A 24977-nucleotide genomic window follows, 5' to 3' on the forward strand; every position below is an offset into this window, starting at 1 on the left:
GCCACCATCGCCTCCGCGACGGCCTTCCTCTACGCAGCCGCCGCCATGGTTCTTATCCGCCGCATCGCGCGAGCGTCATGAGTTCCGGGACGGACTCTAATTCCAATGTCGCCGAAGAGCGCAACGGCATGTCGGTGCCGTTGCCGCTTGCCGGCCTGACGAGATGCCTGGCCTGCCTGCTCTACTGATTTCCTGGTGCGCATCGACTGCGCATCGATGCCCCCCCGGCGCCGTCCGACCGGAGCCCGGACCGCCTTTGCGGGCCGGTGCCGGGCCGGCGCCGCTGCCAACCGGATCCGCTGATGAAAAAGCTTCTGTCGACCCGCCTTCCCATCGCCACCCGCCTCGCTTTGCTCGGCGTCTTCTTCGTCGGCGTCGCGGTCGCCGCTTCCGTCATGGTGTCGTTGCGCGCGGCCGAGACGGCGATGCGCGAACGGGCGCAGGCGAGCCTCGTCGTCAACATCAACCTGCTGCGCGATCTCGTCGCCGCGAAGGGCGAGCCCCGCCTCGACGGCGACAAGCTTTATTTCGGCGACGAGCTGATGAACGGCAACTTCGCCGCGGTCGACAAGGTCAAGGCGCTGGCGGGCAGTGTCGCCACGATCTTCATGGGCGATGTCCGCATCGCCACCAACGTCCAGCGCCCCGACGGGGGACGCGCGGTCGGCACCAAGCTGGCGCAGGGCACGGCCTATGACACCGTGCTGAAGCAGCGCCAGACCTATTCGGGCGCAGCCGACATCCTCGGCCAGCCCTACTTCACGATCTACGAGCCGATAGTCCAGAAATCCGACAATCGCGTCATCGGCATCCTGTTCGTCGGCATCAAGCAGGCCGACTTCATGACCGTCGTCAGCGAGATGATCACCGGCAATGTGATCGCGGGCCTGATTATCGCCCTCGTCGCGGGCCTCGCTCTCTTCTTCCTGGTTCGCCGGATGATGAAGCCGCTCGGCAGCCTGAAGGGCGCCATGGACCGGCTCGCGGCTGGTGACCTCGTGACCGCGGTTCCCACATTCCGGGCCGGCGAATTCGCCCAGATGGCCGGAGCGGTGAGCGTTCTGCGTCAGGCCGCCATCGAGAAAGAGCGCCTCGAAGGCGAGGCCGCGACCCAGGCCAGCCTGATGGACGAGAGCCGCCGGTCGACCGAGGAACAGCGGCAGGCTGCGGCGCAGCAGCGCCTGCAGCAGGCACAGGAATTAGAGAAGGTCGTCAGCTCGATCGCGGCTGGCCTGTCCGAGCTCGCGCATGGCAATCTGACCCATCGTATCGGGTCCGAGATGCCGGCCGATTACGCCAAGCTGCGCGACGACTTCAACGCCACCATCGACCGTCTCTCGGCCACGGTCCGCACCATCCAGGTTACCTCGGCCGATGTCGGTCTGGCCGCCCGCGAGATCAACATGGGCGCGGACGACCTCTCGAAGCGCACGGAGGAACAGGCCTCCTCGCTCGAGGAGACCGCCGCCACGACCGAAGAGCTCGCGGCCTCGGTTAAGGCCTCGGCACAGGCCTCCCGGAATGCGGCCGCCATCGCCGACGAGGCGATGAAGGCGGCGCAGAACGGCGGCGCCATCGCCGGCCGGGCGGTCGACGCCATGGCCCGGATCGAGGACGCCTCGACCAAGATCTCGGACATCATTCGCGTCATCGACGACATCGCCTTCCAGACGAACCTGCTGGCGCTGAACGCCGCGGTCGAAGCGGCGCGCGCTGGCGATGCCGGCAAGGGCTTCGCGGTCGTGGCCTCGGAGGTGCGCACGCTCGCCCAGCGCTCCAGCGAAGCGGCGAAAGACATCTCGGCGCTGATCTCGTCGTCCAACAACGAGGTCGGCGAGGGCGTGAAGCTGGTGCGCCAGGCCGGCGAGCAGCTCAGCCACATCCTTTCCGCTTCGGAGAAGGTCGCGGCCACCATCGCCGACATCTCCGCCGCATCGAGCGAACAGGCGAGCGGCATCGACGAGATGAGCCAGGCGGTCGCCCATCTCGACGAGATGACCCAGCAGAACGCGGCGCTCGCGGAACAGAGCGCGGCCTCTGCCGGCTCCCTCTCGGGCAAGATCGTCCAGCTCAACGATCTCGTCGCCTCCTTCCGCACCGGCCACGAGGCGCCGGCCGTCACCGCCGCGCCGAAGCCGGCGACCGAGCCGGCACGCCTGCGCCAGCTCGCGGCAGCCGCCTTCGGCCAGACCAAGGCGCCTGCGCCGCGCGAACCGGCGCCCATGCCCGCCGCTCCGGCCAAGAAGGTGGTCAACAGCCGCTCGGGCGATACGGGCTGGGAGGAGTTCTGATCTCCACCGCTCGGCGCCCTGAATGGGGCGCCTCCGATCCGACGGGCGCAGACGCAAGTCTGCGCCCGTTGCATTTGCGCCGGCCCGCCTTGCCGCCGCAGGCATCGACAGGTCGCGGCCGGCGCGACTATGCAGGATGGGCGTTGCAGCGGGGGTTGGATCCGGCTCCGGCACCGCCTGGCGGGGAGACGAGCATGGGCAGCAATCTCAGGGTCGACGGCACGCGGCTGGTGTCGCGGCTCATGGCGCTGGCAGCGATCGGCGCGACGCCGGAAGGCGGATGCCGCCGCCTCGCCCTGACGGACGAGGACCGGCAGGGCCGCGACTGGCTCGTTGCCGAGATGACGGCGCTCGGCCTCGCGGTGAAGATCGATGCCATCGGCAACATCGTCGGCATCCTCAAGGGCCGGGAAGAGGGGCCGGCGGTCATCCTGGGCTCCCATATCGACACGGTGGGGACGGGCGGCCGCTATGACGGCGCGCTCGGCGTCGTCGCAGGCGTCGAGGTTCTGGCGACGCTGCGCGATGCCGGCCTCGTGCCGAAGCGAGACCTCGCCGTCATCGCCTTTACGAACGAGGAGGGCGCTCGTTTCCATCCCGACATGCTGGGGTCCTATGTCTGGGCAGGTGGCATGAGCGTGGAGGCAGCCCATGCCGAGCAGGATTCCGACGGCGCCGTGCTCGGCACCGAACTCCGGCGTATCGGCTATGAGGGCCCGGAGCGGCCGGGCTTCCTGCCCGCCCATGCCTATCTCGAACTCCATATCGAGCAGGGGCCGGTGCTGGAGAACGAGGGCGGTGGCCTCGGCGCCGTCACCGGCATCCAGGCGATCTGCTGGCTCGAGCTGACGCTGAAGGGCCGGCCGAGCCATGCCGGCACCACCCCGATGGCCTATCGCAAGGATCCCGGCCTCGCCGCCGCGCGTATCAATCTCTACGCCAACGACCTGACCCGCGCGATCCCCGGCCAGCTCGCCAATAGCGGCGTCATCCGCGTCCAGCCGGCCAACGTCAACGTCGTGCCGGAGACCGTGGTGATGACGCTCGACCTGCGCAATCCTGACGACGCCCGGCTCGCCCAGGCCGAGGCCGCCGTGCGGAGCTACTGCGCCGCGCTCGCCGCGCGCGACGGCATCGAGATCGCCTTCCGCGACCTCGCCCGCTTTCCCGCCACGCCCTTCACCGAGTCGCTGATCGCGACCGTGGAGGAGAGCGCTGCGGAGCTCGGTCTGCCGATCCGGCGGATGATCTCCGGCGCCGGGCACGACGCGCAGATGATGTCGCGCATCTGCCCGACGGCGATGGTCTTCATCCCCTCCATCGGCGGGCTCTCGCACAATCCGGCGGAGTTCAGCACGGAATACGACATCGCGGCGGGCGCCAATGTCCTGCTGAACGCGGCCTGGCGCGTCGCCAACGCCTAGGCCACCCGAAACGACGCAGACAGGATCAGCCCCATGACGACCATCGCATCGCTGTCGGCCGCCGAACTCGGCCCGCTCTACGCCAGCCGCGACCTCTCCCCGGTCGAGGTCGCGCGGGACGCGCTCGAGCGCATCGAGCGCTTCGAGCCGCAGATCAACGCCTTCGTCGTGCGCGACGCCGAGGTGGCGCTCGCCATGGCGGAGGCCGCCCAGGCCCGCTGGCTCAAGGGCGAGCCGCTCGGCCCGCTGGACGGGGTGCCCGTCACGATCAAGGACAATATCGGCGTGGCCGGCTGGCCGATGCGCCGCGGCTCGGCCATGGCCTCCGACGCGCCCTTCGCCGAGGATGCTCCCGCCGCCGCGCGGCTGCGCGAGGCCGGCGCCGTCTTCCTCGGCAAGACGACGATGCCGGAATATGGCTGGAAGGGCGTCGGCGACTCGCCGCTCTCCGGCATCACCCGCAATCCCTGGAACATCGCCACCGGCCCCGGCGGCTCCTCGGCGGGTGCGGCCTCCTGCGCCGCCCTCAATCTCGGTTGCATCCATATTGGCACGGACGGCGCCGGCTCGGTGCGGATCCCCGCGGCCTTCACCGGGGTCGTCGGCCTGAAGCCGACCTATGGGCGCGTGCCGGCCTGGCCGGTCTCCACCATGGGCTTCCTCGCCCATCTCGGCCCGCTGACCCGCACGGTCGCGGATACCGCGCTCGCCATGAACGCGATCGGCCGGCCCGATAGCCGCGACATGACGGCGATGATCGACCGCCCGCCCGACTATGTCGACGGGCTGAAGGGCGGGGTGAAGGGGCTGCGCCTCGCCTGGTCGCCGACGCTCGGCCGCGACGTCCCGGTCGATCCCGAGATCGCCGCGCTGACGCGGGCCGCGGCGCTCGCCTTCCGGGATCTGGGCGCGACCGTCGAGGAGGTCGATCCGGGCTTCGAGGACCCGATCGAGACGCTGATGACGATCTGGTCGGCCGGTGCGGCGCTGGCCTTGCGCACGGCCGGCCCCGCAGAGCGCGCGCGGATGGACCCCGGCCTCGTCGCCGTGGCCGAACAGGGCGAGCGCGTGCCGGGCGCGGCCTATGTCGATGCGCTGCTGAACCAGCGCAATACGCTTGCGCACCGGATGGCGCAATTTCATGCACGCTTCGATCTGCTGCTGACGCCGACGCTGCCGCTGCCGGCCTTCGAGGCCGGCGCCAACACGCCGCGCCATGGCGGCTATGGCGAGGACTGGACGCGCTGGACGCCCTTCACCTACCCCTTCAACATCACCCAGGCGCCGGCGATTTCGCTGCCCTGCGGGCTGACGGCGGCGGGGCTTCCGGCCGGGCTCCAGATCGTCGGGCCCTTTGGACGCGACGCGCTGGTTCTGCGCGCCGCCGCGGCCTTCGAGGCGGCACGACCCTTCCCCCGTATCGACGCGCCTGTCGGCGCCGCCTGAGAAGCAGGCGGGCGCGCGAACCCACCCGCGGCGGCGCGATCTCGCGCCGCCGTCGCTGTCTTCAGAAAAATATTCTCTGCCCTCAAAACCGAGCCGGAGGCCCGTTCTCGCCAAAAAGCCCGAGGCGGTTCCGTTTGGCACGATGCGTGCAAGCCGCTCGCCGCCTGCGGAGGGCCGGCCAGACGAGTTGTCACGGCAGAAATTTCTGCCCAAACTCGCGCCAAGGTCACCCGTCGAGAGGTTGCCGTGTCAGGGGAGAGAATGATGGACCGCAGAACATTTCTGAAGACCGCGGCCGGGACGGGCGCGCTCGCCGCAGCAGGCGGCCTCGCCATGCCGGCCCTTGCCCAAGGGGCGGCGGCCTCCAAGACGCTGCGCTTCGTGCCCCAGGCGAACCTTGCGAATTTCGACCCCATCTGGGGCACGCAATATGTCGTGCGCAACGCCGCGCTGCTGGTCTGGGACACGCTCTACGGCATCGACTCGAAGTTCGAGCCCAAGCGCCAGATGGTCGAGAGCGAGACCGTCTCGGCCGACGGTTTGACCTGGACTTTCAAGCTGCGCGAGGGCCTGAAGTTCCACGACGGCGCTCCTGTGACCTCGAAGGACGTCGTCCAGAGCCTGATCCGGTGGTCGGCCCGCGACCCGATGGGCCTGATGATCCGCGCCATCCAGAACGAGCTGGTCCCGGTCGACGACCTGACCTGGAAATGGTCGCTCAAGCAGCCTTATCCGAAGATGCTGCTGGCCCTCGGCAAGAACAACTCGCCCTGCACCTTCATCATGCCGGAACGGATCGCCAAGACCGATCCCTTCACCCAGATCACCGAATACATCGGCTCCGGGCCGATGAAGTTCGTCCGCAACGAATGGGTGCCCGGCGCCAAGGCGGTGTTCGAGAAATTCGCCGACTACAAGCCGCGCTCCGAGAAGCCGGACTGGCTCTCAGGCGGCAAGGTCATGAATTTCGACCGGATCGAGTGGGTCATCATGCCCGATCCGGCGACCGCCGCCGCCGCGCTGCAGAATGGCGAGGTCGACTGGTGGGAGACGCCGCTGGCGGATCTCGTGCCGATTCTCAAGCGCAATGCCAACATCAACGTCGATATCGGCGATCCGCTCGGCAATATCGGCGCGTTCCGCATGAATCACCTGCATCCGCCCTTCAACAATGTGAAGGTGCGCCAGGCGGTGATGACGGCGCTGAACCAGGAAGATTACATGCGCTCGATCGTCGGCGACGACGACAAGCTCTGGAAGCCGATGGCGAGCTTCTTCACCCCCGGCACGCCCCTCTACACCGAGGAGGGCGGCGAGATGATGAAGAAGAAGAGCGTCGCGGAGGCCAAGAAGCTGCTCGCCGAGGCCGGCTACAAGGATGAGCCGGTGATCTGCGTGGTCGCGCAGGATATGACCGCGACCAAGGCGATGGGCGACGTGACGGCCGAGCTTCTGAAGAGCATCGGCATGAAGGTCGACTTCGTCGCCACCGACTGGGGTACGGTCGGTGCCCGCCGCGCGCAGAAGACGGCGCCGGGGCAGGGCGGCTGGAGCATGTTCCACACTTGGCATGCTGGCGCCGACTGCGTGAACCCGGCCTCCTATACGGCCGTGCGCGCCAATGGCGACAAGGCCTGGTTCGGCTGGCCGGACGTCCCCGCGGTGGAAACTGAGGTGACGAACTGGTTCAACGCCAAGGACATGGCGGAGGAGAAGGCCGCCATGGGCCGCCTGAACAAGGCCGCGGTCGAGAACGTCGTCTATTGCCCCACGGGCTTCTATCTCGGCTACCAGGCCTGGCGGAAGAACGTCTCGGGCGTGACCAGCGGGCCGTTTCCGGTCCTCTGGGGCGTCACGAAGGCCTGATCGACGGGGGCGCCCTTCGGCGTCCTCGTGACGAAGCGGCGCGCCGGTGCGCCGCTTCGGCTCCGCCTCGGGGCCTGGCGGTGGGCCAGCCGTGCCGACCGACCTCCCGTGCAACCAAACAAGGACGCGTGAGCCGCAATGCTGGCCTTCATCGTCAGACGCATCATTACGACCATCCCGGTGATGGCCTTCGTGGCGCTGTTCGTCTTTTCTCTTCTTTATGTGGCGCCGGGTGATCCTGCGGCGGTCATTGCCGGCGATCAGGCTTCGCCCGCCGACGTCGAGCGCATCCGCGCCAGCCTCGGCCTCGACAGGCCCTATCTCGTGCGCTTCGCCGAATGGTCGTTCCGGGTGCTGCAGGGAGACCTCGGCACCTCGATCTTCACCTCGCTGCCGGTGACGCAGCTCATTGCCCAGCGTATCGAGCCGACGCTCTCGCTGATGATCCTCACGCTGATCTTCGCGGTGACGATCGCCGTGCCGATGGGCGTGATCGCGGCCTGGAAAGCCGGCACCTGGATCGATCGCGGCGCCATGGCATTCGCGGTATTCGGCTTCTCGGTGCCGGTCTTCGTCGTCGGCTATCTGCTGGCCTATGTCTTCGCCCTGCAGCTCGACTGGGTGCCCGTGCAGGGCTACACGCCGATTTCCGAAGGCTTCGTGCCCTGGTTCAAGAACCTCGTCCTGCCGGCGATGACGCTCGGGCTGGTCTACATCGCCCTGATCGCGCGCATCACCCGCGCCACCATGCTGGAGGTCCTGCAGCAGGACTATGTCCGCACCGCCCAGGCCAAGGGCGTCGGTCAGCGCGAGGTACTCTTCCTGCACGCGCTCAAGAACGCCGCCGTGCCGATCGTCACGATCATCGGCATCGGCATCGCGCTGCTGATCGGTGGCGCCGTCGTCACCGAGAGCGTCTTCGCCATTCCGGGTCTTGGACGCCTCACCGTCGATGCCATCCTGCGGCGTGACTACCCCGTCATCCAGGGCGTCGTGCTGATGTTCAGCCTGGTCTATGTGCTGGTGAACCTGATCATCGACCTGACCTACACGATCGTCGATCCGAGGATACGCTATTGACGATGCCGAGCTCCCTCCCGGCGCCCGCCGCACTGGCCGCTGCGCCCGAACCCGGCGTCGCCCCGGTTCCCGGCCGCTTCGCCCGCTTCCGGCGCTACCTGCGCCGCCACCCGGCCGTCGCCATCGGCGGATCGCTGCTCGTTCTGATGGCGCTGATCGGCCTCTTCGCGCCGCTGCTGTGGACGGTGGACCCGACCGCCATCGCGACGTCCCGGCGCACCCGCGTGCCTTCCGAACTCTACTGGTTCGGCACGGACATGCTGGGCCGCGACATCTACTCCCGCGTCGTCTACGGCGCCCGCGTCTCGCTGGTCGTCGGCTTCAGCGTCGCGATCCTGTCCTCGGTCATCGGACTGGCGATCGGCCTTTTCGCAGGCTTCGTGCGCTGGGCCGACGGCATCGTCATGCGGATCATCGACGGCATGATGTCGATCCCGCCGATCCTGCTCGCCATCGCCCTGATGGCGCTGACCCGCGGCTCGATCCAGAACGTCATCATCGCCATCACCATCGCCGAGATCCCGCGCGTGGCGCGGCTCGTGCGCGGCGTCGTGCTGTCGCTGCGCGAGCAGCCCTATGTCGAGGCGGCGATCGCCAATGGCGCCCGCACGCCCCGCATCATCCTGCGTCACATCCTGCCCAACACCTTCGCGCCGATGAGCGTGCAGGCGACGTATATCTGCGCCAGCGCCATGATCATCGAGGCGATCCTCTCCTTCATCGGCGCCGGCATCCCGCCTGCGACGCCGTCCTGGGGCAACATCATGGCCGAGGGGCGCGCGCTCTGGCAGGTCAAGCCGCACATCATCCTGTTCCCGGCGATCTTCCTCTCGATCACCGTGCTGGCGGTCAACCTGCTGGGCGACGGCCTGCGCGACTCGCTCGATCCGCGTCTCGCCAAGGCGCTCTGAGGGGCGCAGTAGGGGCCCCGGGCCCGATCCTTTGCCCGGGCGTCTGGCGCCCGGGACCAGAACAAGCCGCAGCGGCGGCGCCTGACTGCCGAGCGTGAGCCGATGCCTGATCGTTCCCACCACGAAGCCGCCGCCTCCGCTCCGGCACGGACCCTGGAGGCCTTGGGATGAGCCGCTTCCTCACCATCGCCGCTGCGCAACTCGGCCCGATCCAGCGCGACGAGAGCCGTGCCTCCGCCGTCGCGCGAATGATCGAGCTGATGCGGCAGGCCAAGAGCCATGGCGCCGATCTGGTCGTCTATCCTGAGGCGGCACTCACCGCCTTCTTCCCGCATTGGTGGATCGAGGACGAGGACGAGATCGACAGCCATTTCGAGAGCGCGATGCCCTCCAACGAGACCGCGCCGCTCTTCGAGGAGGCCAAGCGCCTCGGCGTCGGTTTCCATCTCGGCTATTGCGAGCTCGCTTACGAGGCTGGCCGCAAGCGTCGCTTCAATACGGCGATCCTGGTCGACAAATCCGGCGCCATCGTCGGCAAGTACCGCAAGATCCATCTGCCGGGCCATCCGGAGCATCGCCCCGAAGCACCGTTCCAGAATCTCGAGAAGCGCTACTTCGAGACGGGCGATCTCGGCTGGCCGGTCTGGCGCAGCATGGGCGCCAACATCGGCATGATGATCTGCAACGACCGGCGCTGGCCCGAGAGCTACCGCGCCATGGGGCTGCAGGATGTCGAGCTGATCCTGCTGGGCTACAACACCCCCAAGCACAATCCACCGGCCCCCGATCACGACCGGCTCGGCAACTTCCACAACCAGCTCGTCATGCAGGCCGGCGCCTATCAGAACGCCACCTGGGTGGTCGGCGTCGCCAAGGCGGGTGTGGAAGCCGGCGTCGACCAGATCGGCGGCTCCTGCATCATCGCCCCTACCGGGGAGGTCGTGGCGCAGGCGGTGACGGAAGGGGACGAACTGGTCGTCGCCCGCTGCGACATGGATCTCGGCAAGAGCTACAAGGCCTCGACCTTCAACTTCGCCAAGCATCGCGAGCCACAGGCCTATGGCCTCATCGTCGAGCGCAAGGGCGCGGTCGAGCCGGCGTGAGCGCTCGACCCGATGCTCTGTCATGACCGTTCGCCGCTCGGCGGCGCTCTCAACACCGACATTCTGTTCTGAAATCCAAGCAACGGGCGAGGAAGCTCCATGACCCATGATCTCATTCTCAAGGGCGGTCGCGTCATCGACCCCTCGCAGAAGCATGACGGCGTCTGCGACGTCGCCTTCACCGACGGCAAGGTCTCCGGCTTCGGCAAGGACCTGAAGGGCGCCAAGGAAATCCGCGACGTCTCCGGCTACATCGTCACGCCCGGGCTGATCGACCTGCACACCCATGTCTACTGGGGCGGCACGTCGCTCGGTATCGACGCTGACGAATTCTGTCGGGCCTCGGGCGTCACCACCTCGGTCGACACCGGCTCGGCCGGGCCGGGCAACTGGCCGGGCTTCCGCAAGCACGTCATCGAGCGCAGCCAGGCCCGTATCCTCGCCTATCTCCATGTCAGCCACGCCGGCATCTACGGCTTCGACCACCGCGTCATGGTCGGCGAGAGCCGCGACATGGCGATGATGAATCCGATCGACTGCGCCGAGGTCGCCGACAAGAACCGTGACCTGATCGTCGGCATCAAGGTGCGCGTCGGTCTGCACGCCTCGGGCGACCAGGGCACCGCCCCGCTCAACGTCGCGCTGCAGGTCGCCAACGAGGTCGGCATGCCGCTGATGTGCCATATCGACCATCCGCCGCCCTCCTACGAGGAGGTGGTCAACATGCTGCGGCCGGGCGACGTGCTGACCCATGCCTTCCGCCCCTTCCCGAACGCGCCCTGCACGGCGCAGGGCACGGTGAAGCCGGAGGTCGCGGCCGCCCGTAAGCGCGGCGTCATCTTCGATATCGGCCACGGCAAGGGCTCGTTTTCCTTCAAGACGACGCGGGCCATGCTCGCCAACGGCTTCCAGCCCGACGTGATCTCCTCGGACGTCCACAAGCTCTGCATCGATGGCCCGGCCTATGACCAGGTCACGACCATGTCGAAGTTCCTGGTGATGGGGATGAGCCTGAACGATGTCGTTGCGGCCTCCACCGTCAACGCCGCCATGGCGCTGAAGCGGCCCGAATACGGCTCGCTCAAGGTCGGCTCGCTCGGCGATGCGACGATCCTGACGGTGAAGGAGGGCAAGTTCGACTATGCCGACGTCACTGGCGAGCACATGATCGGCGACCGCAGGATCGTCTCCGAGGGCGTCGTGCTCAAGGGCGCCTGGTGGCACCCGAAGCGGACGAACAAGTTCAGGAAGGTCGCGGCGTAAGCGAACGGCTCGTCATGCTCGGGCTCGACCCGAGCATCTCTTGCCTGAGATTCTCGGGTCTGCGCTACGCTCCGCCCGAGAATGACGCTTGTGTCTCATCGCTGACCGACTCGCATGTCCGATACTCTCTGGCGCCCGATGACCGCGACCGACCTGCCGGCCGTGCTGGCGGTCGCGGCCGTGGTGCATCCCGGCTACCCGGAAGACGAGGCCGTTTTCGCCGAGCGGCTGCGGCTCTTTCCGCTGGGCTGCCTCGTGCTCGACGGGCCGGTCGGCCCGATCGGCTATGTCGTTGCCCATCCTTGGCGCCGCGCCGCCCCGCCGGCCCTGAACAGGCTGCTCGGCGCGCTGCCGTCGCAGGCCGGCTGCTTCTACATCCACGATCTCGCGCTCCTGCCGCAGGCCCGCGGCAGCGGGGCAGGGGGCATCGCCGCCGCGAGGCTGGCGGAGATCGCGGCCGACGCCGGCCTCTCCTGCCTCGCACTCGTTGCCATCGACGGCTCGTCCGGCTTCTGGCGGCGGCAGGGCTTTCGCGAGGTGCATGCGCCTGCCCTTGCGGAGAAGCTCGCCAGCTATGACGATGCCGCCCGCTATATGGAGCGTGCGCTCCGACCAGAACATGAAACGACCGCAGAGGGACGAACGACACCATGAGCGCCGAGCAGAAACTGAAGGATCTGGGCCTGGAACTGCCCGCGATGGTGGCGCCGATGGCTAACTACGTGCGCTTCAGGAAGGCCGGCGATCTTGTCTTTCTCTCGGGGCAGGGCCCGCGCAACCCCGACGGCTCGATCCCCAACGGCAAGGTCGGCGGGGAGTTCACGACCGAGCAGGCCTATGACTTCGCCAGGAACACCGGGCTCGGCCTGCTCGCGGCAATGAAGGAGGCGGCCGGCTCGCTCGACAAGGTCGAGGTCATCAAGCTGCTCGGCATGGTCAACGCCGTTCCGGAATATGGCGACCAGCCCAAGGTCATCAATGGCTGCTCGGACCTGCTCGTGGCCGTACTCGGCGAGAACGGGCGCCATGCGCGCTCGGCCGTCGGCATGGGCTCGCTGCCCGGCAACATGCCGGTCGAGATCGAAGCGATCATCCGGGTGCTGCCGTGAGCGCTCTCGCCGAGGACAGGCTGCGTCACGAGACGCTGAAGGACGAGATCGCCCGCATCTACGGCACGCCGGCCGTGGTGATCGATCTCGACAAGGTCGAGGCCAACATCGCGCGCCTTCAGGCCGTCTGCGATGCCAAGGGCGTCGCCAACCGCCCGCATATCAAGACGCATAAGTCGCCCGAACTCGCCCGCCTCCAGATCGAGGCCGGGGCGCGCGGCATCACCTGCCAGAAGCTCGGCGAGGCCGAGGTGATGGCCGATGGCGGCATCGACGATATCCTGATCAGCTACAACATCCTCGGCGAGCAGAAACTCGGCCGGCTCGGCCATCTCCAGCGCCGGGTGCGGATGATCGTCGCCGCCGACAACCCCGTCACCATCGCCGGCCTGCCCCAGGCGGCGGAGATCGCTGGGCGCGACCTCGAGGTCGTGGTCGAATGCGACACCGGCCGCCAGCGCGCCGGCGTCGAGACCCCCGGCGAGGCGGTCGAACTGGCGAAGCTGATCGCGGGCTCGAAGGGGCTGCGCTTCGCCGGCTTCCTGATGTATCCGCCGGAGGATGGCTGGGCGCGTACACAAGTGTTCCTCGACACCGCCAATGCCGGCCTGCGCGAGGCGGGTCTGGAGGCGTCGATCGTCTCCACCGGAGGCTCGCCCAACATTCCCCATATCGGCGAGCTCAAGGGCGCGACCGAGCACCGTGCCGGCACCTCGATCTTCAACGATCGCATGCAGGTCGCGGCCGGGGTGGCGAGTCTGGCGGATTGCGCGCTGACCGTCTACGCCACGGTGGTCAGCCGGGCCGGCCCCGAGCGCGGCATCCTCGATTCCGGCTCCAAGACGCTGACGAGCGATTCCGGCGGGCTCGACGGCCATGGCCACATTCTCGAATATCCGGCGGCGCGCATCGCGAAATTCGCGGAGGAACACGGCTTTCTCGATCTCTCGGCCAGCAATGACCGGCCGGGCGTGGGCGAGATCGTCCGCGTGGTGCCGAACCATGTCTGCGTCGTCGTCAACATGGTCGACCGGCTGGTGACCGTGCGCGGCGACCGCCTGATCGGCGACCTGCCGGTCGCGGCTCGGGGCAAGCTGGTCTGAACGGCCGGGCCGGGGAGGCTCTGGCCTCTCCGACCTGTCCCGCGTTCAGTTCTGGATGATCTTGCTGCCCTTGATCACCGTGTCGGCGCTCGACTTCACGGTGACGCGGCCCGAGGCGGTGGTCGTGATGTCGCGCCCTCGCGTCGTGACCGACCCGTCCTTCTTGAGTTCGATCTGGGCGCTGCCGCTCTTCACCGCCACTTCGTCGGCGGCTGTCACGGTGAGCTTCTTACCGGTCTCGATCGACATCGACTGCGTGCTGGACAGGCTCAGATCGACCGTGGCCTCGACATGGCACTGCCGGCTGTCGATGGCGACCTCCTGACCGCCGGCCAGTCTGATCCGCGTTCCGGCACTGACGCCGATCATGCTCCCGGCCGTCAGAGCGAAGGCGCTCCCGGCCGTCATCGAGATCGCTCCACCGGCAGTGACGCTGATGCCTCCCGGCGCGCTGATCGCCAGCGCGCCGCCGGGCGTGGCCGAGATCATCGCCGTCAGGGCCGCGATATGGCTTTCCAGTTTCGCGATCCGGCGTTCCAGAGCGTCGCTGTCGCTGGCCATGGCGGCGTCCTCGCTTTCGTCCGACCATGCGGACGTTGGGGAAGCTTAGCGCTTTACCCAGCCGGACAGAAGTTCCTTCCGGAACAGCTATTCGGGATGGCGCGCGTTCCAGGCGGCCGCGTACTCGTTGCACAGGCGGTCGAGCTCGTTGCGGTCGGTCACGCCGGCCGGGCGCGAGCGCGAGGGCGACGCCTGCTGGAAGGGGACGTAGCGCTGATGCGCGACGCGCCAGAGCCGGCGCAGCTCGGCCAGCGGATCGACATGGTCGTCGATGCGGATGTCGAAGCTCGGCACCGGCTCGCCCGACCAGATCCGGATCGCCGCCGATTGCCGGCCGCGCTTGTCGCCGCCCGCCTTCTCGCCAGCTTCGAGCGCAACCAGCAGCCGCTCGTCGAAGTCGAGCGCCGAGGCGGCGATGTAAGCCTTCAGCGTCTGCTGGATCACCTCCGGCCCGCTCAGCATGTTGCCGGCGACGGAGACCTGCGGCCCGTCGACGGCGCCACACCAGTCGATGCAGGAGGCGCCGGTGAAGGCGGCGATCTTGCCCTCGCGGTCGATGACATGCAGCTGGCGATGGGCGCGGCCCTCATCGGCCGCGGTCAGCGTCGCGATGATCTCGACCGCCGAGCGCCCCTCCTGGAGCAGGCGCATCCCGTCGACACCGTAGAGCGGGTTGACGAAGGCCTGCGTCGCGATGGCGCCGATGCGGCCGCCGCCATAGGGCACGCGCGAGCCGACCGCAAAGGCGCAGGTCGAGACGGCGACGCCATAGGCACCGGTGGCGGCGTCGCGGGCGACGATGGACCAGGTCATGCGGGTTTCCTCACCGGCCGGCCGCGTAGGCCTGCATCAGACGCGGCGTCGCGGCCGCGCGCAAGAGACCGTCGGTGCTCTTTTCGGCAGCGGTGAGGCGGCCGATCGTCCAGGCCGGCGCCCGCTCCAGCTTGTGGCCGCGGCGGGTGAGATCAGCCAGCACGCTTTCGCCGATGCTCTCCTCCACAGCCAGATGGCCGAGCTTGGCCTCGCGCGGATAGAAGGTCGAGGGGAAGTGCTGGGTGTGGAACAGCGGCAGGTCGATCGCCTCCTGCAGATTGAGGCCGTGATGCACGCGGCGCAGGAACAGGCCGAGCTGCCACTGCTCCTGCTGGTCGCCGCCCGGCGTGCCGAAGACGAGGCGCGGCTCGCCATTCTCGAAGGCGAGCGACGGCGTCAGCGTCGTGCGCGGCCGCTTGAACGGCGCCAGCGCCGAGGGCAGCCCCTCGTCGAGGAAGAAGGCCTGGGCGCGTGCGTTGAGCGGGAAGCCGAGCGCCGGGATCACCGGCGAGGACTGGAACCAGCCGCCCGAAGGGGTGGCGGCGATCATGTTGCCCCATTTGTCGATGACGTCGATATGGACCGTGTCGCCGCGCCGCCCGGCCGCCACCATCGCCGCCGTCGTGGGTTCGCCGACGGTCGCGTCGCTCTTGCCGGCCTGTCCGGCATAGCGCACGCCGGCCAGCGCCTGCGCGACCTGCGCCTCGAAGCCGGGGATCATGCCCGGCCGCAACTCCTGCGAGGCCGTGTCCGTGATCAGGTTGCGGCGGCCGCGGGCATAGTCCTCCGAGAGCAGCGTCGCCAGCGGCACCTTCACGAAATCGGGGTCGCCGTAATAGGCCTCGCGGTCGGCGAAGGCGAGTTTCATCGCCTCGGCGACATGGTGGATGAAGGCGGCGCTGTCGGGGCCCATCCCGGCGATGTCGATGCCCTCGAGGATCTTCAGCGTCTGCAGGAAGACGGGACCCTGGCCCCAGGGGCCGATCTTGAAGACCTCCCAGCCGTGATAGGTCACGCTGGCAGGCGCTTCGTAGGTCGGCTGCCAGCGCGCCATGTCGTCGGCGGTGAGCAGACCCTTGTGGCGGCGTCCGGAGGAATCGATCGCCTCCGTCGTCCGGCAGAAGGAGTCGATCGCCTCGGCGACGAAGCCCTTGTACCAGGCGTCATAGGCCGCCTGGATCTGCTTCTCGCGGCTGCCGCCCGCAGCCTCCGCCTCGCTCAGGATACGCTTATAGGTCTCGGCCGCGGCGGTGTTGCGGAACAGAGCCTTGGCCTGCGGCACCTGCCCGCCGGGCAGATAGACCTCGCCCGAGGTCGGCCACTCGTTCGTGAACAGGTCGGTCAGCCCGGCGATGGTGTCCGAGACGCGCGGCAGCATCGGATGGCCGTTCTCGAAATAGCTGATCGCGGGCTCCAGCACCTCGCGCAGCGGCAGCAGGCCATGGTCGCGCAGCAGCGTCATCCAGCCGCCGAAGGCGCCGGGCACGACGGCGGCGAGCAGGCCCGAACCCGGCACGAGATCGAGCCCCAGCGCCTTGAAGGCTTCGATGGTCGCGGCCTCCGGCGCCGTGCCCTGGCCGCAGATCACCTCGACCTTCTTCGTCTTGGCCGAATAGAACACCGCCGGCATCTCGCCGGCGGGGCCGACCAGATGCGGCTCGACGACTTGCAGCACGAAGGCGGCCGCCGCGCAGGCGTCGAAGGCGTTGCCGCCCTTCTCCAGCATCGCCATGCCGGTCGCCGTCGCGAGCCAATGCGTCGAGGTGCAGACACCGAAGGTGCCGAGGATTTCAGGCCGGGTCGTGAACATGCGGGGGATCCAGTGCAGGCGAAATCGGTGCGAAACGGGCGGGCGGGAGCTTAGGGCGAAATGGCGAGCCCGGCTGCGCCGTGCCGGGTATGAGGGGCGCGCGGTGCAAGCAACTCATCCCTCCTTCGGGTCGAGCACGTCGCGCAGGCCGTCGCCGAGCAGGTTGAAGCCGAGCACGGCGAGGAAGATGCAGACGCCCGGCGCCACCGACATCCAAGGCGCCTGCTCCATGAAGTTCTTGGCGACGTTCAGCATCTGGCCCCAGGACGGGGCAGGGGGCTGCTGGCCGAGCCCGAGGAAGGAGAGCGCCGCCTCGAGGATGATCGCCTGCGCCATGAACAGCGTCGACTGCACCACGATCGGCGAGAGGATGTTTGGCAGGATGTGGCGCAGCACGATGCGCAGGTCGCGGGCACCGACCGCCCTCGCGCCCTCGACGAAGTCCTCCGCCTTGACGCTCAGCACCTGCGCCCGCACCAGCCGCACGAAGACCGGCACGGCCGAGAGGCCGATCGCGATCATCGCATTGGTCAGCGAGGGGCCGAGCACGGCGGCGAAGGCGATCGCCAGGATCAGGAAGGGGCAGGCCAGCATCGCCTCGGTGACGCGCGAGATCGCGGCGTCGATCCAGCCGCCATACCAGCCGGCCAGCAGCCCGAAGGGGATGCCGATGGCGAGCGCGATCACGACCGAGACGATGCCCGCGAGCAGCGAGGCCTGCGCGCCGAAGAACAGCCGCGCGACCTGGTCGCGTCCGAGTTCGTCTGTCCCGAACCAGTAGAGTTCGGAGGGCGGCTTGCGGATGGCGAGGAAGTTCGATTTCAGCGGATCGGCCAGCGGCAGCAGCGGCGCCAGCACGGCCATCAGCACGAAGACGAGCACGATCGCCCCGCCGATCAGCGCCGAGCGGTTGCGGGCGAGCCGCGCCAGCACGCCGGGCCGTGGGCGCAAGGCGAGTTCGGGAGGCGTGGCGAGCGTGCCGGTGGCAGCGGTCGTCATCACTGCGCCCTCAGCCGCGGGTTGACCAGGATGTAGAGCACGTCCGCCAAGAGGTTCATCAGGATGAAGCCGATTGCCGTGCACAGCACCACGCCCTGTACGACGCCATAGTCGCGGTTGAACACCGCATCGATGATGAGCTTGCCGAAGCCGGGGATGGTGAAGACCTGTTCGGTCAGCACCGCGCCGGCCAGCAATTCACCGAACAGGATCGTCGTCAGCGTGATGATCGGCACCAGCGCATTGCGCAGCGCGTGACGGTGGACGACCGCGTCCTCGTCCAGCCCCTTTGCGCGGGCGGTGCGGACATAGTCGGAGCGCAGCACCTCGAGCATGGCCGAGCGGGTGTGGCGCATCAGGAAGGCTGCGAGGCCGGAGCCGAGCACGAAGGCCGGCATGATCAGGCGCTCGATGGCCCCCCAGGGACTCTTGAAGAACGGTTCATAGCCGGAGGCCGGCAGCCACTGCAGCTCGACCGACACGACCAGGATCAGCATGATGCCCAGCCAGAAATTCGGGATCGACAAGCCCGACAGCGCGAGCGCGCTGGTCGAGTAGTCCACCACCGTGTCCTTGCGCCGCGCCGCCAGCACGCCGGCGGGAATGCCGATGGCGATGGCGACGAGGATCGAGGCGATGGCGAGCTGCAGCGTCACCGGCAGCTTCTGCAGGATCAGCCCGAGCACGGGCTCGCCGGTGCGCAGCGACCGGCCGAAATCGCCCTGCATCACCTGGCCGAGCCAGGCGAAGAACTGCACCACGACGGGATCGTCCATGCGGTAGATCGCGCGCAAGCGTGCGATCACCTCCGGATCGCGCTCCTCGCCCGCAATCACGAGGAACGGATCGCCCGGCAGCGCACGCTGCAGGGCGAACACGAACAGCGACACCAGGAACAGCGTCGGTATCGCGATCAGAACGCGGCGGCCGATCAGCGCGAGCATGGGCGCCTCCCTCCCCCCGCTTGCGGTGGGGAGGGCCGGGGTGGGGGGCAGTGCCGCTCGGCGAGACGATCAAGGACGGGGCTCTGGCTTTGCGGCCCCCCATCCCTAGCCCTTCCCCACCGCAAGCGGGGGGAAGGGGACAGGTCTGCGTTCCCGAAAGACCAGATCCTCAAGACCGCTTGATCCCCGCCAGCCGGATCATGCCGTCCGGATTGGTGACGAAGCCGCTGAGGTTGGAGCGCAGCGCGAAGAAGACGGTCTGGTTGTAGAGATAAACGATCGGCAGCTCGTCCTGCAGGAACTTCTGTGCGGCGTCGTAGCGCTTCTTGCGCTCGGCGACGTCATAGATTGTCCGCGCCTCGTCGAGCAGCTTGTCGACTTCGGCATTGGAATAGCGCCCGTCGTTCTGGTTGCCGCGGGTGGTGACGAACTGGTGCAGGTTGCCGTCCGGATCGATGCGGCCCGACCAGCCGATGCGGCTCATCTGGAACTTGCCCTGCTGTTGATCGCGAAGCTGGCTGGCGAATTCCGTCGAGCGGATCTGAATGTCGATGCCGGCTTCCGCCGCCATGGCCTGAATGACCTGGCCGAGCTGGGCGTCGACCGGGTTGTTGGTGACGAAGAGCTCGACCGAGACCTTGCTATGGCCGGCCTCCTTGAGCAGCGCCTTGGCCTTGGCGACATCGCGCGCCGGCACCGGGAAATCGGCGCTGACATAAGGATTGCCGGGGTTGAAGGGCTGGACGATGGGCTCATAGAGCCCTTCGAACACGACCTGGCTCAGCACCTTGCGGTCGATCGAGAGCGAGAGCGCCTGGCGGACCCGCTTGTCCTGCCCCATCGGCTGCTTGGCGGCGTCGCCATGGGCTGTGTTGATGGTGATGCCCTGATAGCCGAGATTGGCGATGCTGGTGACGGTGAGCGCCTTGTCGGACCGGGCTGACTTCACGTCGGTCGGCGCCAGACGCTCCAGCATGTCGAGCTCGCCCGAGCGCAGATTGGCGAGGCGCACCGTCGTGTCGGGAATCGCGCGGTAGATCACGCGGTCGAAATGGTAGTTCTGCGCTTCCCAATGCTCCTTGAAGCGCTCCAGAACGATCCGGTCGTTCTGCACCCGCTCGACGAATTTATAGGGTCCCGAACAGACCGGCTTCGAGCCGATGTCGCCTGCGAGGCTCTTGGGCGCCAGCATCATGCCGGCGCGGTCGGTGAGCTGTGCGAGCAGCGTCGCATCCGGGCGCTTCAGCTTGAGCACGAGCGTCGAGGCGTCGGGTGTCTCGACGCTGTCGACCGAAGCGAGTTCGGACTTGCGCAGCGAGTCGGGCAGGGTGCGTGCGCGCTCGATGTTGGCCTTGGCGGCCTCGGCATTGAAGGCGTCGCCGTCATGAAACTTCGCGTCGGTGCGCAGCTTCATCGTCAGTGTCAGGCCGTCAGGCGAAAACGACCATTCTGTCGCGAGGCGCGGCACCAGCTTGAGGTCGGGCGTGATGTCGAGCAGCTTGTCGCAGAGCCCCTTGAACACGATCCGGCCGACAAAGGTGCGCGCCTTGTGCGGGTCGAGCACGTCGGGATCTTCCTGCAGGCCGATGCGCAGGGTCGAGGGCGCCTGCGCGACGGCGGGCAGGGCCGCGAACGTCAGAGCGGTGGCGCAGGCCAGGGCGGTGAGCAGCTTCATCGGATGTCCCCTGTTGTCGTTTGCCGTCATGATCGCCGAAGATCGTTCCGGTTGGTACCAGCCTGATGCAAATTTGCAGCGGCGTCGATGCCGCACCGTCGCATGCGCGTCCGGATTGCATGCTGTTACGGCGGCGGCCTGCATGCAATTTGGCGGCCAGCTTCGGTCGTCAGAGCTCGCATGCGTGCTCCCCGCACGCTCCGGATCGCCTTGACGGCGGCGGGCCGCTACAAGACCACCCAACGAGACCGGCACGAAGCCGAACGGAGGAACGACGATGCTGCTGGGTGTGATCGCCGACGACATGACGGGCGCGACGGATGTGGCACTGATGCTCAATCGCAGCGGCATGCGCACGGTGCAGACGATCGGCGTTCCGCGGCCGGGCCAAGCCCTGCCGGAGGCGGATGCCGTCGTCGTCGCGCTGAAGTCGCGCACCAACCCCGTCGCCGAGGCTGTCGCGGACTCGCTCGCCGCCTGTGAGGCGCTGCTCGCTGCGGGGGCGAAGCAGATCCTGTTCAAATACTGCTCGACCTTCGATTCGACGCCCGCTGGCAACATCGGCCCTGTCGCCGACGCGCTGGCGCAGCGGCTCGGCGCCGGTCTCGCCATCGTCTGCCCCGCCTTTCCCGCCAATGGCCGCTCGATCTACCAAGGCTATCTCTTCGTCGGCGCGGTGCCGCTTCACGAAAGCTCGATGAAGGACCACCCGCTGACGCCGATGCGCGATTCGAGCCTGATCCGCTTGATGAGCGCACAGACCACGGGCGCCGTCGGGCTGGTCGACTATGCGACCGTGCTGGCCGGAGCCGGGGCGGTGAAGGCCCGCTTCACTGCGCTGGCCGACCAGGGTGTGCGCTATGTCGTGACCGATGCGCTCACCAACGCCGATCTGATGGTCCTCGGCGAGGCGGTTGCCGATCACAAGCTGCTCACCGGCGGCTCCGGCATCGCGATGGGCCTGCCGCAGAATTTCCGCCGCGCCGGCCTGTTGCCGGAGCGCGAGATCGCGGCGAGCCTGGCCGCGCCCAAGGGCCGCCCCGGCATCATCTCCGGCAGCTGCTCGACGGCGACGCGCGGCCAGATCGCCAAGGCGATCGAGGCCGGCTTTCCGGCCCTGAAGGTCGATCCGATGGCGCTGGTGTCGGGCGAGCAGGACGCCGGCAAGCTCGCCGCCTGGGCGCTGGCGCAGGCGCCGGAGACCCCCTTCCTGCTATATTCGAGCGACGATCCGGCCGAGGTCGCGGCGATCCAGGATAAGCTCGGGCGCGAGCGGGCTGGCGAGACCGTCGAGCACGCCTTCGCGCAGACGGCGGCGCTGCTGGCGGAGGGCGGTGTCTCGCGCCTGCTGGTCGCGGGTGGCGAAACCTCGGGCGCGGTCGTCCAAGGGCTCGGCATCGGCCTGCTCGAGATCGGCCCGGAGATCGACCCCGGCGTGCCCTGGACCCGCGTGGCGCAGGGCCGCGACATGGTGATCGCGCTGAAATCCGGCAATTTCGGCGCTCCCGACTTCTTCCTAAAAGCGTGGGCTCTGCTCCGCTGAACTGAAGGGGAGAGAGTGGGCTTGCACCCTCCGCCGGGCCGGGCATGATGGCGCCAGGAGGTCCACAGCGACATGGCGTTTCTCGGCGAATTGCTGACCAATGTGGCCGATCGCGGCCGGGCACTGATCGGCTTCGAGCGCTTCATGGCGCAGCGCAACCGCCCGATCGACCGCCTCTGCGAGGATCTGCTCTCGGGCCGGGGGGAGGCCTCGGGCATGGCTTTGGCGCAGGGTGTGCTCGATGCCTGGGAACGGCTCGACAAGCCTGGGCGGCGCGCCTTCTTCGCCATGCTGCAGGAACGCTTCGGGCCGGATCACGAGCGGCTCGACCGGGCGATCGAAGCTTACCGGAAAGCGCCCGGAGCGGGCACGATCTCGGCGCTCCATGTCGCCTCCGAGCCACGCCGCCAGGAGTTGCTGCGGCGGCTGAATCTCGCGCCCGGCGGCACCCATGTGCTGGTGCGGATGCGCGAGGCGCTGTTCGAGGCGATGGAGAGCGACCGCGACCTGATGACCGTCGATGCCGATTTCCGGCATCTCTTCGGCTCCTGGTTCAACCGCGGCTTCCTGGTGCTGCGTCGGATCGACTGGCGCTCGCCGGCCAATGTGCTGGAAAAGATCATCCGCTATGAGGCCGTCCACGAGATCCAGGGTTGGGACGATCTGCGTCGCCGGCTGGAGCCGGGGGACCGGCGCTGCTTTGCCTTCTTCCATCCGCAGCTCACCGACGAGCCGCTGATCTTCGTCGAAGTGGCGCTGACGCGCGCGATCCCGCGCAGCATCGGCGAGGTTTTGAGCGGCGAGCGCGAGGTGCTGCCGGCGGCCGAGGCGACGACGGCGGTGTTCTATTCGATTTCCAACTGTCAGGAGGGCTTGCGTGGCATCTCCTTCGGCAATTTCCTGATCAAGCAGGTTGCCGAAGATCTGAAGCGCGAACTGCCGGGTCTGGACACCTTCGTCACCCTGTCGCCGGTGCCAGGCTTCGCCCGCTGGCTCGAAGGCCTCGTCGCCGCGCCGGGCGACCTCGCCCTCACCAATGAGGAGCGCTCGGAACTCGCCCGCCCGGCCGGGGAGACGATCTCGCTCGACGAAGCGACACGTGCCCGCCGTGACAAGCTGCTCGGCCAGATGATGGCGCATTACATGCTGCGGGCACGGACGCCCGCCGGTCGCGTCATCGATCCCGTGGCTCGTTTCCATCTCGGCAACGGCGCGCGGCTGGAACGCATCAATGTCGGCGGCAATCTCTCCGCGCGCGGCCTGCGCGAGTCGCATGGCGTGATGGTGAACTACCGCTACGATCTCAACGACATCGAGACCAACCACGAAGCGTATGCCACCCGTGACACGGTGGTCGCCTCCTCCGCCGTGCGCAAGATGCTCCGGCCGGCCGCGAGTTGACCTGCGATCCGCCTGACGCCAATGGAAATGCGCTCCGCCCCGGCGGGGCGCCGCTCGCGCTGTCTATGCCTGAAAGGACCTGATCATGGGCAACCACCTGTTCGACCTGGTCAGGTCGCGCATTCCCGCGCCGGATGCTCCCTTTTCCCTCCTCGACGACGGTCGGCGCTATTCCTATGGCGACATGGTCGACGTCTCGGCCCGCTTCGCCAATGCGCTCGTCGCGCTCGGCGTCCAGCCGGGTGACCGGGTGGCGGTGCAGGTCGAAAAGAGCGTCGAGGCGCTGATGCTCTATCTCGGTGCCGTGCGGGCCGGGGCGATCTTCCTGCCGCTCAATACAGCCTATACCCCGGCTGAGATCGAGTACTTCCTCGGCGACGCGCAGCCCGCCGTCTTCGTCTGCGATCCCGCCAAGGCCGACCCCCTGAAGCCCTATGCCGACAAGGCCGGCGCGAAGCTCGAGACGCTGGGCGTCTGGCGCTCGGCCGACGTCTCCGCCGGCTCGCTCTCCGACAAGGCGCTCGCCGCTTCGACCGCGTTTGCCGACGTCGCGCGCGGGCCCGATGACTTGGCCGCGATCCTCTACACCTCGGGCACGACCGGGCGCTCCAAGGGCGCGATGCTCAGCCACGACAACCTCGCTTCGAATGCACTGGCGCTGGTCGACTACTGGCGCTTCACCAAGGACGACGTGCTGCTCCACGCGCTGCCGATCTTCCACACGCATGGCCTCTTCGTCGCGACCAACTGCGTGCTCTTCTCCGGCGCCTCGATGATCCTGCTGCCGAAATTCGATCCCGACCAGGTCTTCAAGCACCTGCCCCAGGCGACCTGCATGATGGGCGTGCCGACCTTCTATGTCCGGTTGCTGCAGGACGCCCGCCTGACGAAGGAGGCGACCAAACATATGCGCCTCTTCGTCTCCGGCTCGGCGCCGCTGCTGGCCGAGACGCATCGCGAATGGCGCGAGCGGACCGGCCACGCGATCCTCGAGCGCTACGGCATGACCGAGACCAACATGAACACCTCCAACCCCTACGAGGGCGAGCGGGTGGCCGGCACCGTCGGCTTTCCGCTGCCGGGCGTCTCCGCCCGCGTCGTCGATCCCGAGACGGGCAGGGGGCTGGCCGCTGACGAGATCGGCATGATCGAGGTCAAGGGCCCCAACGTCTTCAAGGGCTACTGGCGCAATCCGGAGAAGACCGCGGCCGAGTTCAAGCCGGACGGCTTCTTCATCACCGGCGACCTCGGCAAGATCGATGCGGCCGGCTATGTGCACATCGTCGGGCGCGGCAAGGACCTCATCATCACCGGCGGCTACAACGTCTACCCCAAGGAGGTCGAGACCGAGATCGACGAGATGCCGGGCGTGATCGAGAGTGCCGTGATCGGCTGCCCGCATCCGGATTTCGGCGAAGGCGTCACCGCCGTCGTGGTGGTGAAGCCCGGCGCGACCATCACCGCCGCCTCGATCGCGCAGACGCTCGAACAGCGCCTCGCCAAGTTCAAGCTGCCCAAGCAAGTCTTCATCGTCGACGACCTGCCGCGCAACACCATGGGCAAGGTCCAGAAGAACCTGCTGCGCGAGCAGTACAAGGACATCTACGCCCCGAAGGCCTAGGCGGGGGCTTAAAG

21 protein-coding genes are annotated in these 24977 nt (G+C 68.0%); 15 read left to right on the forward strand and 6 right to left on the reverse strand.

Features of this window, described 5'->3' with window-relative positions; translation table 11 throughout:
* The 12 genes from ACFPN9_RS17760 to ACFPN9_RS17815 all read left to right on the forward strand — a co-directional run.
* Nucleotides 1–188, forward strand: a 188-nt coding sequence (locus ACFPN9_RS17760) for a hypothetical protein (RefSeq protein WP_377817374.1), incomplete at its 5' end; no start/stop codon positions are given.
* 114 nt (nucleotides 189–302) lie between these two features.
* Nucleotides 303–2291, forward strand: a complete 1989-nt coding sequence (locus ACFPN9_RS17765; protein WP_377817375.1) for a methyl-accepting chemotaxis protein — start codon at nucleotides 303–305, stop codon at nucleotides 2289–2291.
* Nucleotides 2292–2485: 194 nt separating this feature from the next.
* Complete coding sequence (locus ACFPN9_RS17770; protein ID WP_066725359.1) at nucleotides 2486–3715, forward strand: Zn-dependent hydrolase; 1230 nt, start codon at nucleotides 2486–2488, stop codon at nucleotides 3713–3715.
* Between the two features lie 33 nt (nucleotides 3716–3748).
* Entirely contained in the window at nucleotides 3749–5161 is a 1413-nt protein-coding gene (locus tag ACFPN9_RS17775; protein WP_066725361.1) for an amidase, read from the forward strand.
* Between the two features lie 264 nt (nucleotides 5162–5425).
* Nucleotides 5426–7027 carry an ABC transporter substrate-binding protein gene (locus tag ACFPN9_RS17780; RefSeq protein WP_066725363.1) on the forward strand — a complete coding sequence of 534 codons (1602 nt, stop codon included), beginning with the start codon at nucleotides 5426–5428 and terminating at the stop codon, nucleotides 7025–7027.
* Between the two features lie 138 nt (nucleotides 7028–7165).
* The gene (locus ACFPN9_RS17785) at nucleotides 7166–8107 is read left to right on the forward strand and encodes an ABC transporter permease (RefSeq protein WP_066725364.1); all 942 of its coding nucleotides are present in this window, start codon (nucleotides 7166–7168) and stop codon (nucleotides 8105–8107) included.
* A 2-nt stretch (nucleotides 8108–8109) separates the two neighbouring features.
* Nucleotides 8110–9018 carry an ABC transporter permease gene (locus tag ACFPN9_RS17790; protein WP_082732735.1) on the forward strand — a complete coding sequence of 303 codons (909 nt, stop codon included), beginning with the start codon at nucleotides 8110–8112 and terminating at the stop codon, nucleotides 9016–9018.
* Between the two features lie 167 nt (nucleotides 9019–9185).
* A complete protein-coding gene (locus tag ACFPN9_RS17795; protein ID WP_066725368.1) occupies nucleotides 9186–10121 on the forward strand; it encodes an N-carbamoyl-D-amino-acid hydrolase in 936 nt (311 codons plus the stop codon).
* 99 nt (nucleotides 10122–10220) lie between these two features.
* A complete protein-coding gene (locus ACFPN9_RS17800; protein ID WP_066725371.1) occupies nucleotides 10221–11384 on the forward strand; it encodes an amidohydrolase/deacetylase family metallohydrolase in 1164 nt (387 codons plus the stop codon).
* Between the two features lie 114 nt (nucleotides 11385–11498).
* Nucleotides 11499–12038 carry a GNAT family N-acetyltransferase gene (locus ACFPN9_RS17805; RefSeq protein ID WP_377817377.1) on the forward strand — a complete coding sequence of 180 codons (540 nt, stop codon included), beginning with the start codon at nucleotides 11499–11501 and terminating at the stop codon, nucleotides 12036–12038.
* On the forward strand, nucleotides 12035–12493 hold the full coding sequence (locus ACFPN9_RS17810) for a RidA family protein (protein ID WP_066725377.1): 459 nt from the start codon (nucleotides 12035–12037) through the stop codon (nucleotides 12491–12493). The genes ACFPN9_RS17805 and ACFPN9_RS17810 overlap by 4 nt, the downstream gene beginning before the upstream one ends.
* Nucleotides 12490–13596, forward strand: coding sequence for an alanine racemase (locus ACFPN9_RS17815; RefSeq protein ID WP_245282402.1), 1107 nt, complete (start codon nucleotides 12490–12492; stop codon nucleotides 13594–13596). The genes ACFPN9_RS17810 and ACFPN9_RS17815 overlap by 4 nt, the downstream gene beginning before the upstream one ends.
* Nucleotides 13597–13641: 45 nt before the next feature.
* On the opposite strand, the gene ACFPN9_RS17820 is transcribed toward ACFPN9_RS17815, so the two are convergent.
* The 6 genes from ACFPN9_RS17820 to ACFPN9_RS17845 form a co-directional block, all read right to left on the reverse strand.
* Nucleotides 13642–14157, reverse strand: coding sequence for a DUF2345 domain-containing protein (locus tag ACFPN9_RS17820; RefSeq protein WP_066725380.1), 516 nt, complete (start codon nucleotides 14155–14157; stop codon nucleotides 13642–13644).
* An 87-nt stretch (nucleotides 14158–14244) separates the two neighbouring features.
* The gene (locus ACFPN9_RS17825) at nucleotides 14245–14970 is read right to left on the reverse strand and encodes a DUF1028 domain-containing protein (RefSeq protein ID WP_066725383.1); all 726 of its coding nucleotides are present in this window, start codon (nucleotides 14968–14970) and stop codon (nucleotides 14245–14247) included.
* Nucleotides 14971–14980: 10 nt separating this feature from the next.
* Nucleotides 14981–16780 carry a gamma-glutamyltransferase family protein gene (locus ACFPN9_RS17830; protein WP_066725385.1) on the reverse strand — a complete coding sequence of 600 codons (1800 nt, stop codon included), beginning with the start codon at nucleotides 16778–16780 and terminating at the stop codon, nucleotides 14981–14983.
* 114 nt (nucleotides 16781–16894) lie between these two features.
* Complete coding sequence (locus ACFPN9_RS17835; RefSeq protein ID WP_066725387.1) at nucleotides 16895–17779, reverse strand: ABC transporter permease; 885 nt, start codon at nucleotides 17777–17779, stop codon at nucleotides 16895–16897.
* Entirely contained in the window at nucleotides 17779–18723 is a 945-nt protein-coding gene (locus tag ACFPN9_RS17840; RefSeq protein WP_066725390.1) for an ABC transporter permease, read from the reverse strand. The genes ACFPN9_RS17835 and ACFPN9_RS17840 overlap by 1 nt, the downstream gene beginning before the upstream one ends.
* A 169-nt stretch (nucleotides 18724–18892) precedes the next feature.
* On the reverse strand, nucleotides 18893–20398 hold the full coding sequence (locus ACFPN9_RS17845) for an ABC transporter substrate-binding protein (protein WP_066719431.1): 1506 nt from the start codon (nucleotides 20396–20398) through the stop codon (nucleotides 18893–18895).
* Between the two features lie 277 nt (nucleotides 20399–20675).
* On the opposite strand from ACFPN9_RS17845, the gene otnK reads away from it, so the two are divergent.
* The 3 genes from otnK (at nucleotide 20676) to ACFPN9_RS17860 (ending at nucleotide 24963) form a co-directional block, all read left to right on the forward strand.
* Nucleotides 20676–21941, forward strand: coding sequence for a 3-oxo-tetronate kinase (otnK, locus tag ACFPN9_RS17850; protein WP_066719428.1), 1266 nt, complete (start codon nucleotides 20676–20678; stop codon nucleotides 21939–21941).
* Between the two features lie 72 nt (nucleotides 21942–22013).
* Nucleotides 22014–23342 (forward strand): malonyl-CoA decarboxylase, encoded by a 1329-nt coding sequence (locus ACFPN9_RS17855; RefSeq protein ID WP_066719426.1) that lies wholly within the window; start codon nucleotides 22014–22016, stop codon nucleotides 23340–23342.
* A gap of 85 nt (nucleotides 23343–23427) precedes the next feature.
* Nucleotides 23428–24963 carry a malonate--CoA ligase gene (locus ACFPN9_RS17860; RefSeq protein WP_082735076.1) on the forward strand — a complete coding sequence of 512 codons (1536 nt, stop codon included), beginning with the start codon at nucleotides 23428–23430 and terminating at the stop codon, nucleotides 24961–24963.
* Nucleotides 24964–24977: the final 14 nt, after the last annotated feature.

The organism is Allobosea massiliensis (assembly GCF_042655245.1).
Taxonomy (GTDB): Bacteria; Pseudomonadota; Alphaproteobacteria; order Rhizobiales; family Beijerinckiaceae; genus Allobosea; species Allobosea massiliensis.

Coding starts and splice junctions, on each gene's coding strand:
- ACFPN9_RS17820 (WP_066725380.1), bottom strand. CDS start 14,157: ATGGCCAGCGACAGCGACGCTCTGGAACGCCGGATCGCGAAACTGGAA.
- ACFPN9_RS17860 (WP_082735076.1), top strand. CDS start 23,428: ATGGGCAACCACCTGTTCGACCTGGTCAGGTCGCGCATTCCCGCGCCG.
- ACFPN9_RS17765 (WP_377817375.1), top strand. CDS start 303: ATGAAAAAGCTTCTGTCGACCCGCCTTCCCATCGCCACCCGCCTCGCT.
- ACFPN9_RS17795 (WP_066725368.1), top strand. CDS start 9,186: ATGAGCCGCTTCCTCACCATCGCCGCTGCGCAACTCGGCCCGATCCAG.
- otnK (WP_066719428.1), top strand. CDS start 20,676: ATGCTGCTGGGTGTGATCGCCGACGACATGACGGGCGCGACGGATGTG.
- ACFPN9_RS17805 (WP_377817377.1), top strand. CDS start 11,499: ATGTCCGATACTCTCTGGCGCCCGATGACCGCGACCGACCTGCCGGCC.
- ACFPN9_RS17810 (WP_066725377.1), top strand. CDS start 12,035: ATGAGCGCCGAGCAGAAACTGAAGGATCTGGGCCTGGAACTGCCCGCG.
- ACFPN9_RS17775 (WP_066725361.1), top strand. CDS start 3,749: ATGACGACCATCGCATCGCTGTCGGCCGCCGAACTCGGCCCGCTCTAC.
- ACFPN9_RS17780 (WP_066725363.1), top strand. CDS start 5,426: ATGGACCGCAGAACATTTCTGAAGACCGCGGCCGGGACGGGCGCGCTC.
- ACFPN9_RS17785 (WP_066725364.1), top strand. CDS start 7,166: ATGCTGGCCTTCATCGTCAGACGCATCATTACGACCATCCCGGTGATG.
- ACFPN9_RS17840 (WP_066725390.1), bottom strand. CDS start 18,723: ATGCTCGCGCTGATCGGCCGCCGCGTTCTGATCGCGATACCGACGCTG.
- ACFPN9_RS17800 (WP_066725371.1), top strand. CDS start 10,221: ATGACCCATGATCTCATTCTCAAGGGCGGTCGCGTCATCGACCCCTCG.
- ACFPN9_RS17830 (WP_066725385.1), bottom strand. CDS start 16,780: ATGTTCACGACCCGGCCTGAAATCCTCGGCACCTTCGGTGTCTGCACC.
- ACFPN9_RS17770 (WP_066725359.1), top strand. CDS start 2,486: ATGGGCAGCAATCTCAGGGTCGACGGCACGCGGCTGGTGTCGCGGCTC.
- ACFPN9_RS17825 (WP_066725383.1), bottom strand. CDS start 14,970: ATGACCTGGTCCATCGTCGCCCGCGACGCCGCCACCGGTGCCTATGGC.
- ACFPN9_RS17845 (WP_066719431.1), bottom strand. CDS start 20,398: ATGAAGCTGCTCACCGCCCTGGCCTGCGCCACCGCTCTGACGTTCGCG.
- ACFPN9_RS17835 (WP_066725387.1), bottom strand. CDS start 17,779: ATGACGACCGCTGCCACCGGCACGCTCGCCACGCCTCCCGAACTCGCC.
- ACFPN9_RS17790 (WP_082732735.1), top strand. CDS start 8,110: ATGCCGAGCTCCCTCCCGGCGCCCGCCGCACTGGCCGCTGCGCCCGAA.
- ACFPN9_RS17855 (WP_066719426.1), top strand. CDS start 22,014: ATGGCGTTTCTCGGCGAATTGCTGACCAATGTGGCCGATCGCGGCCGG.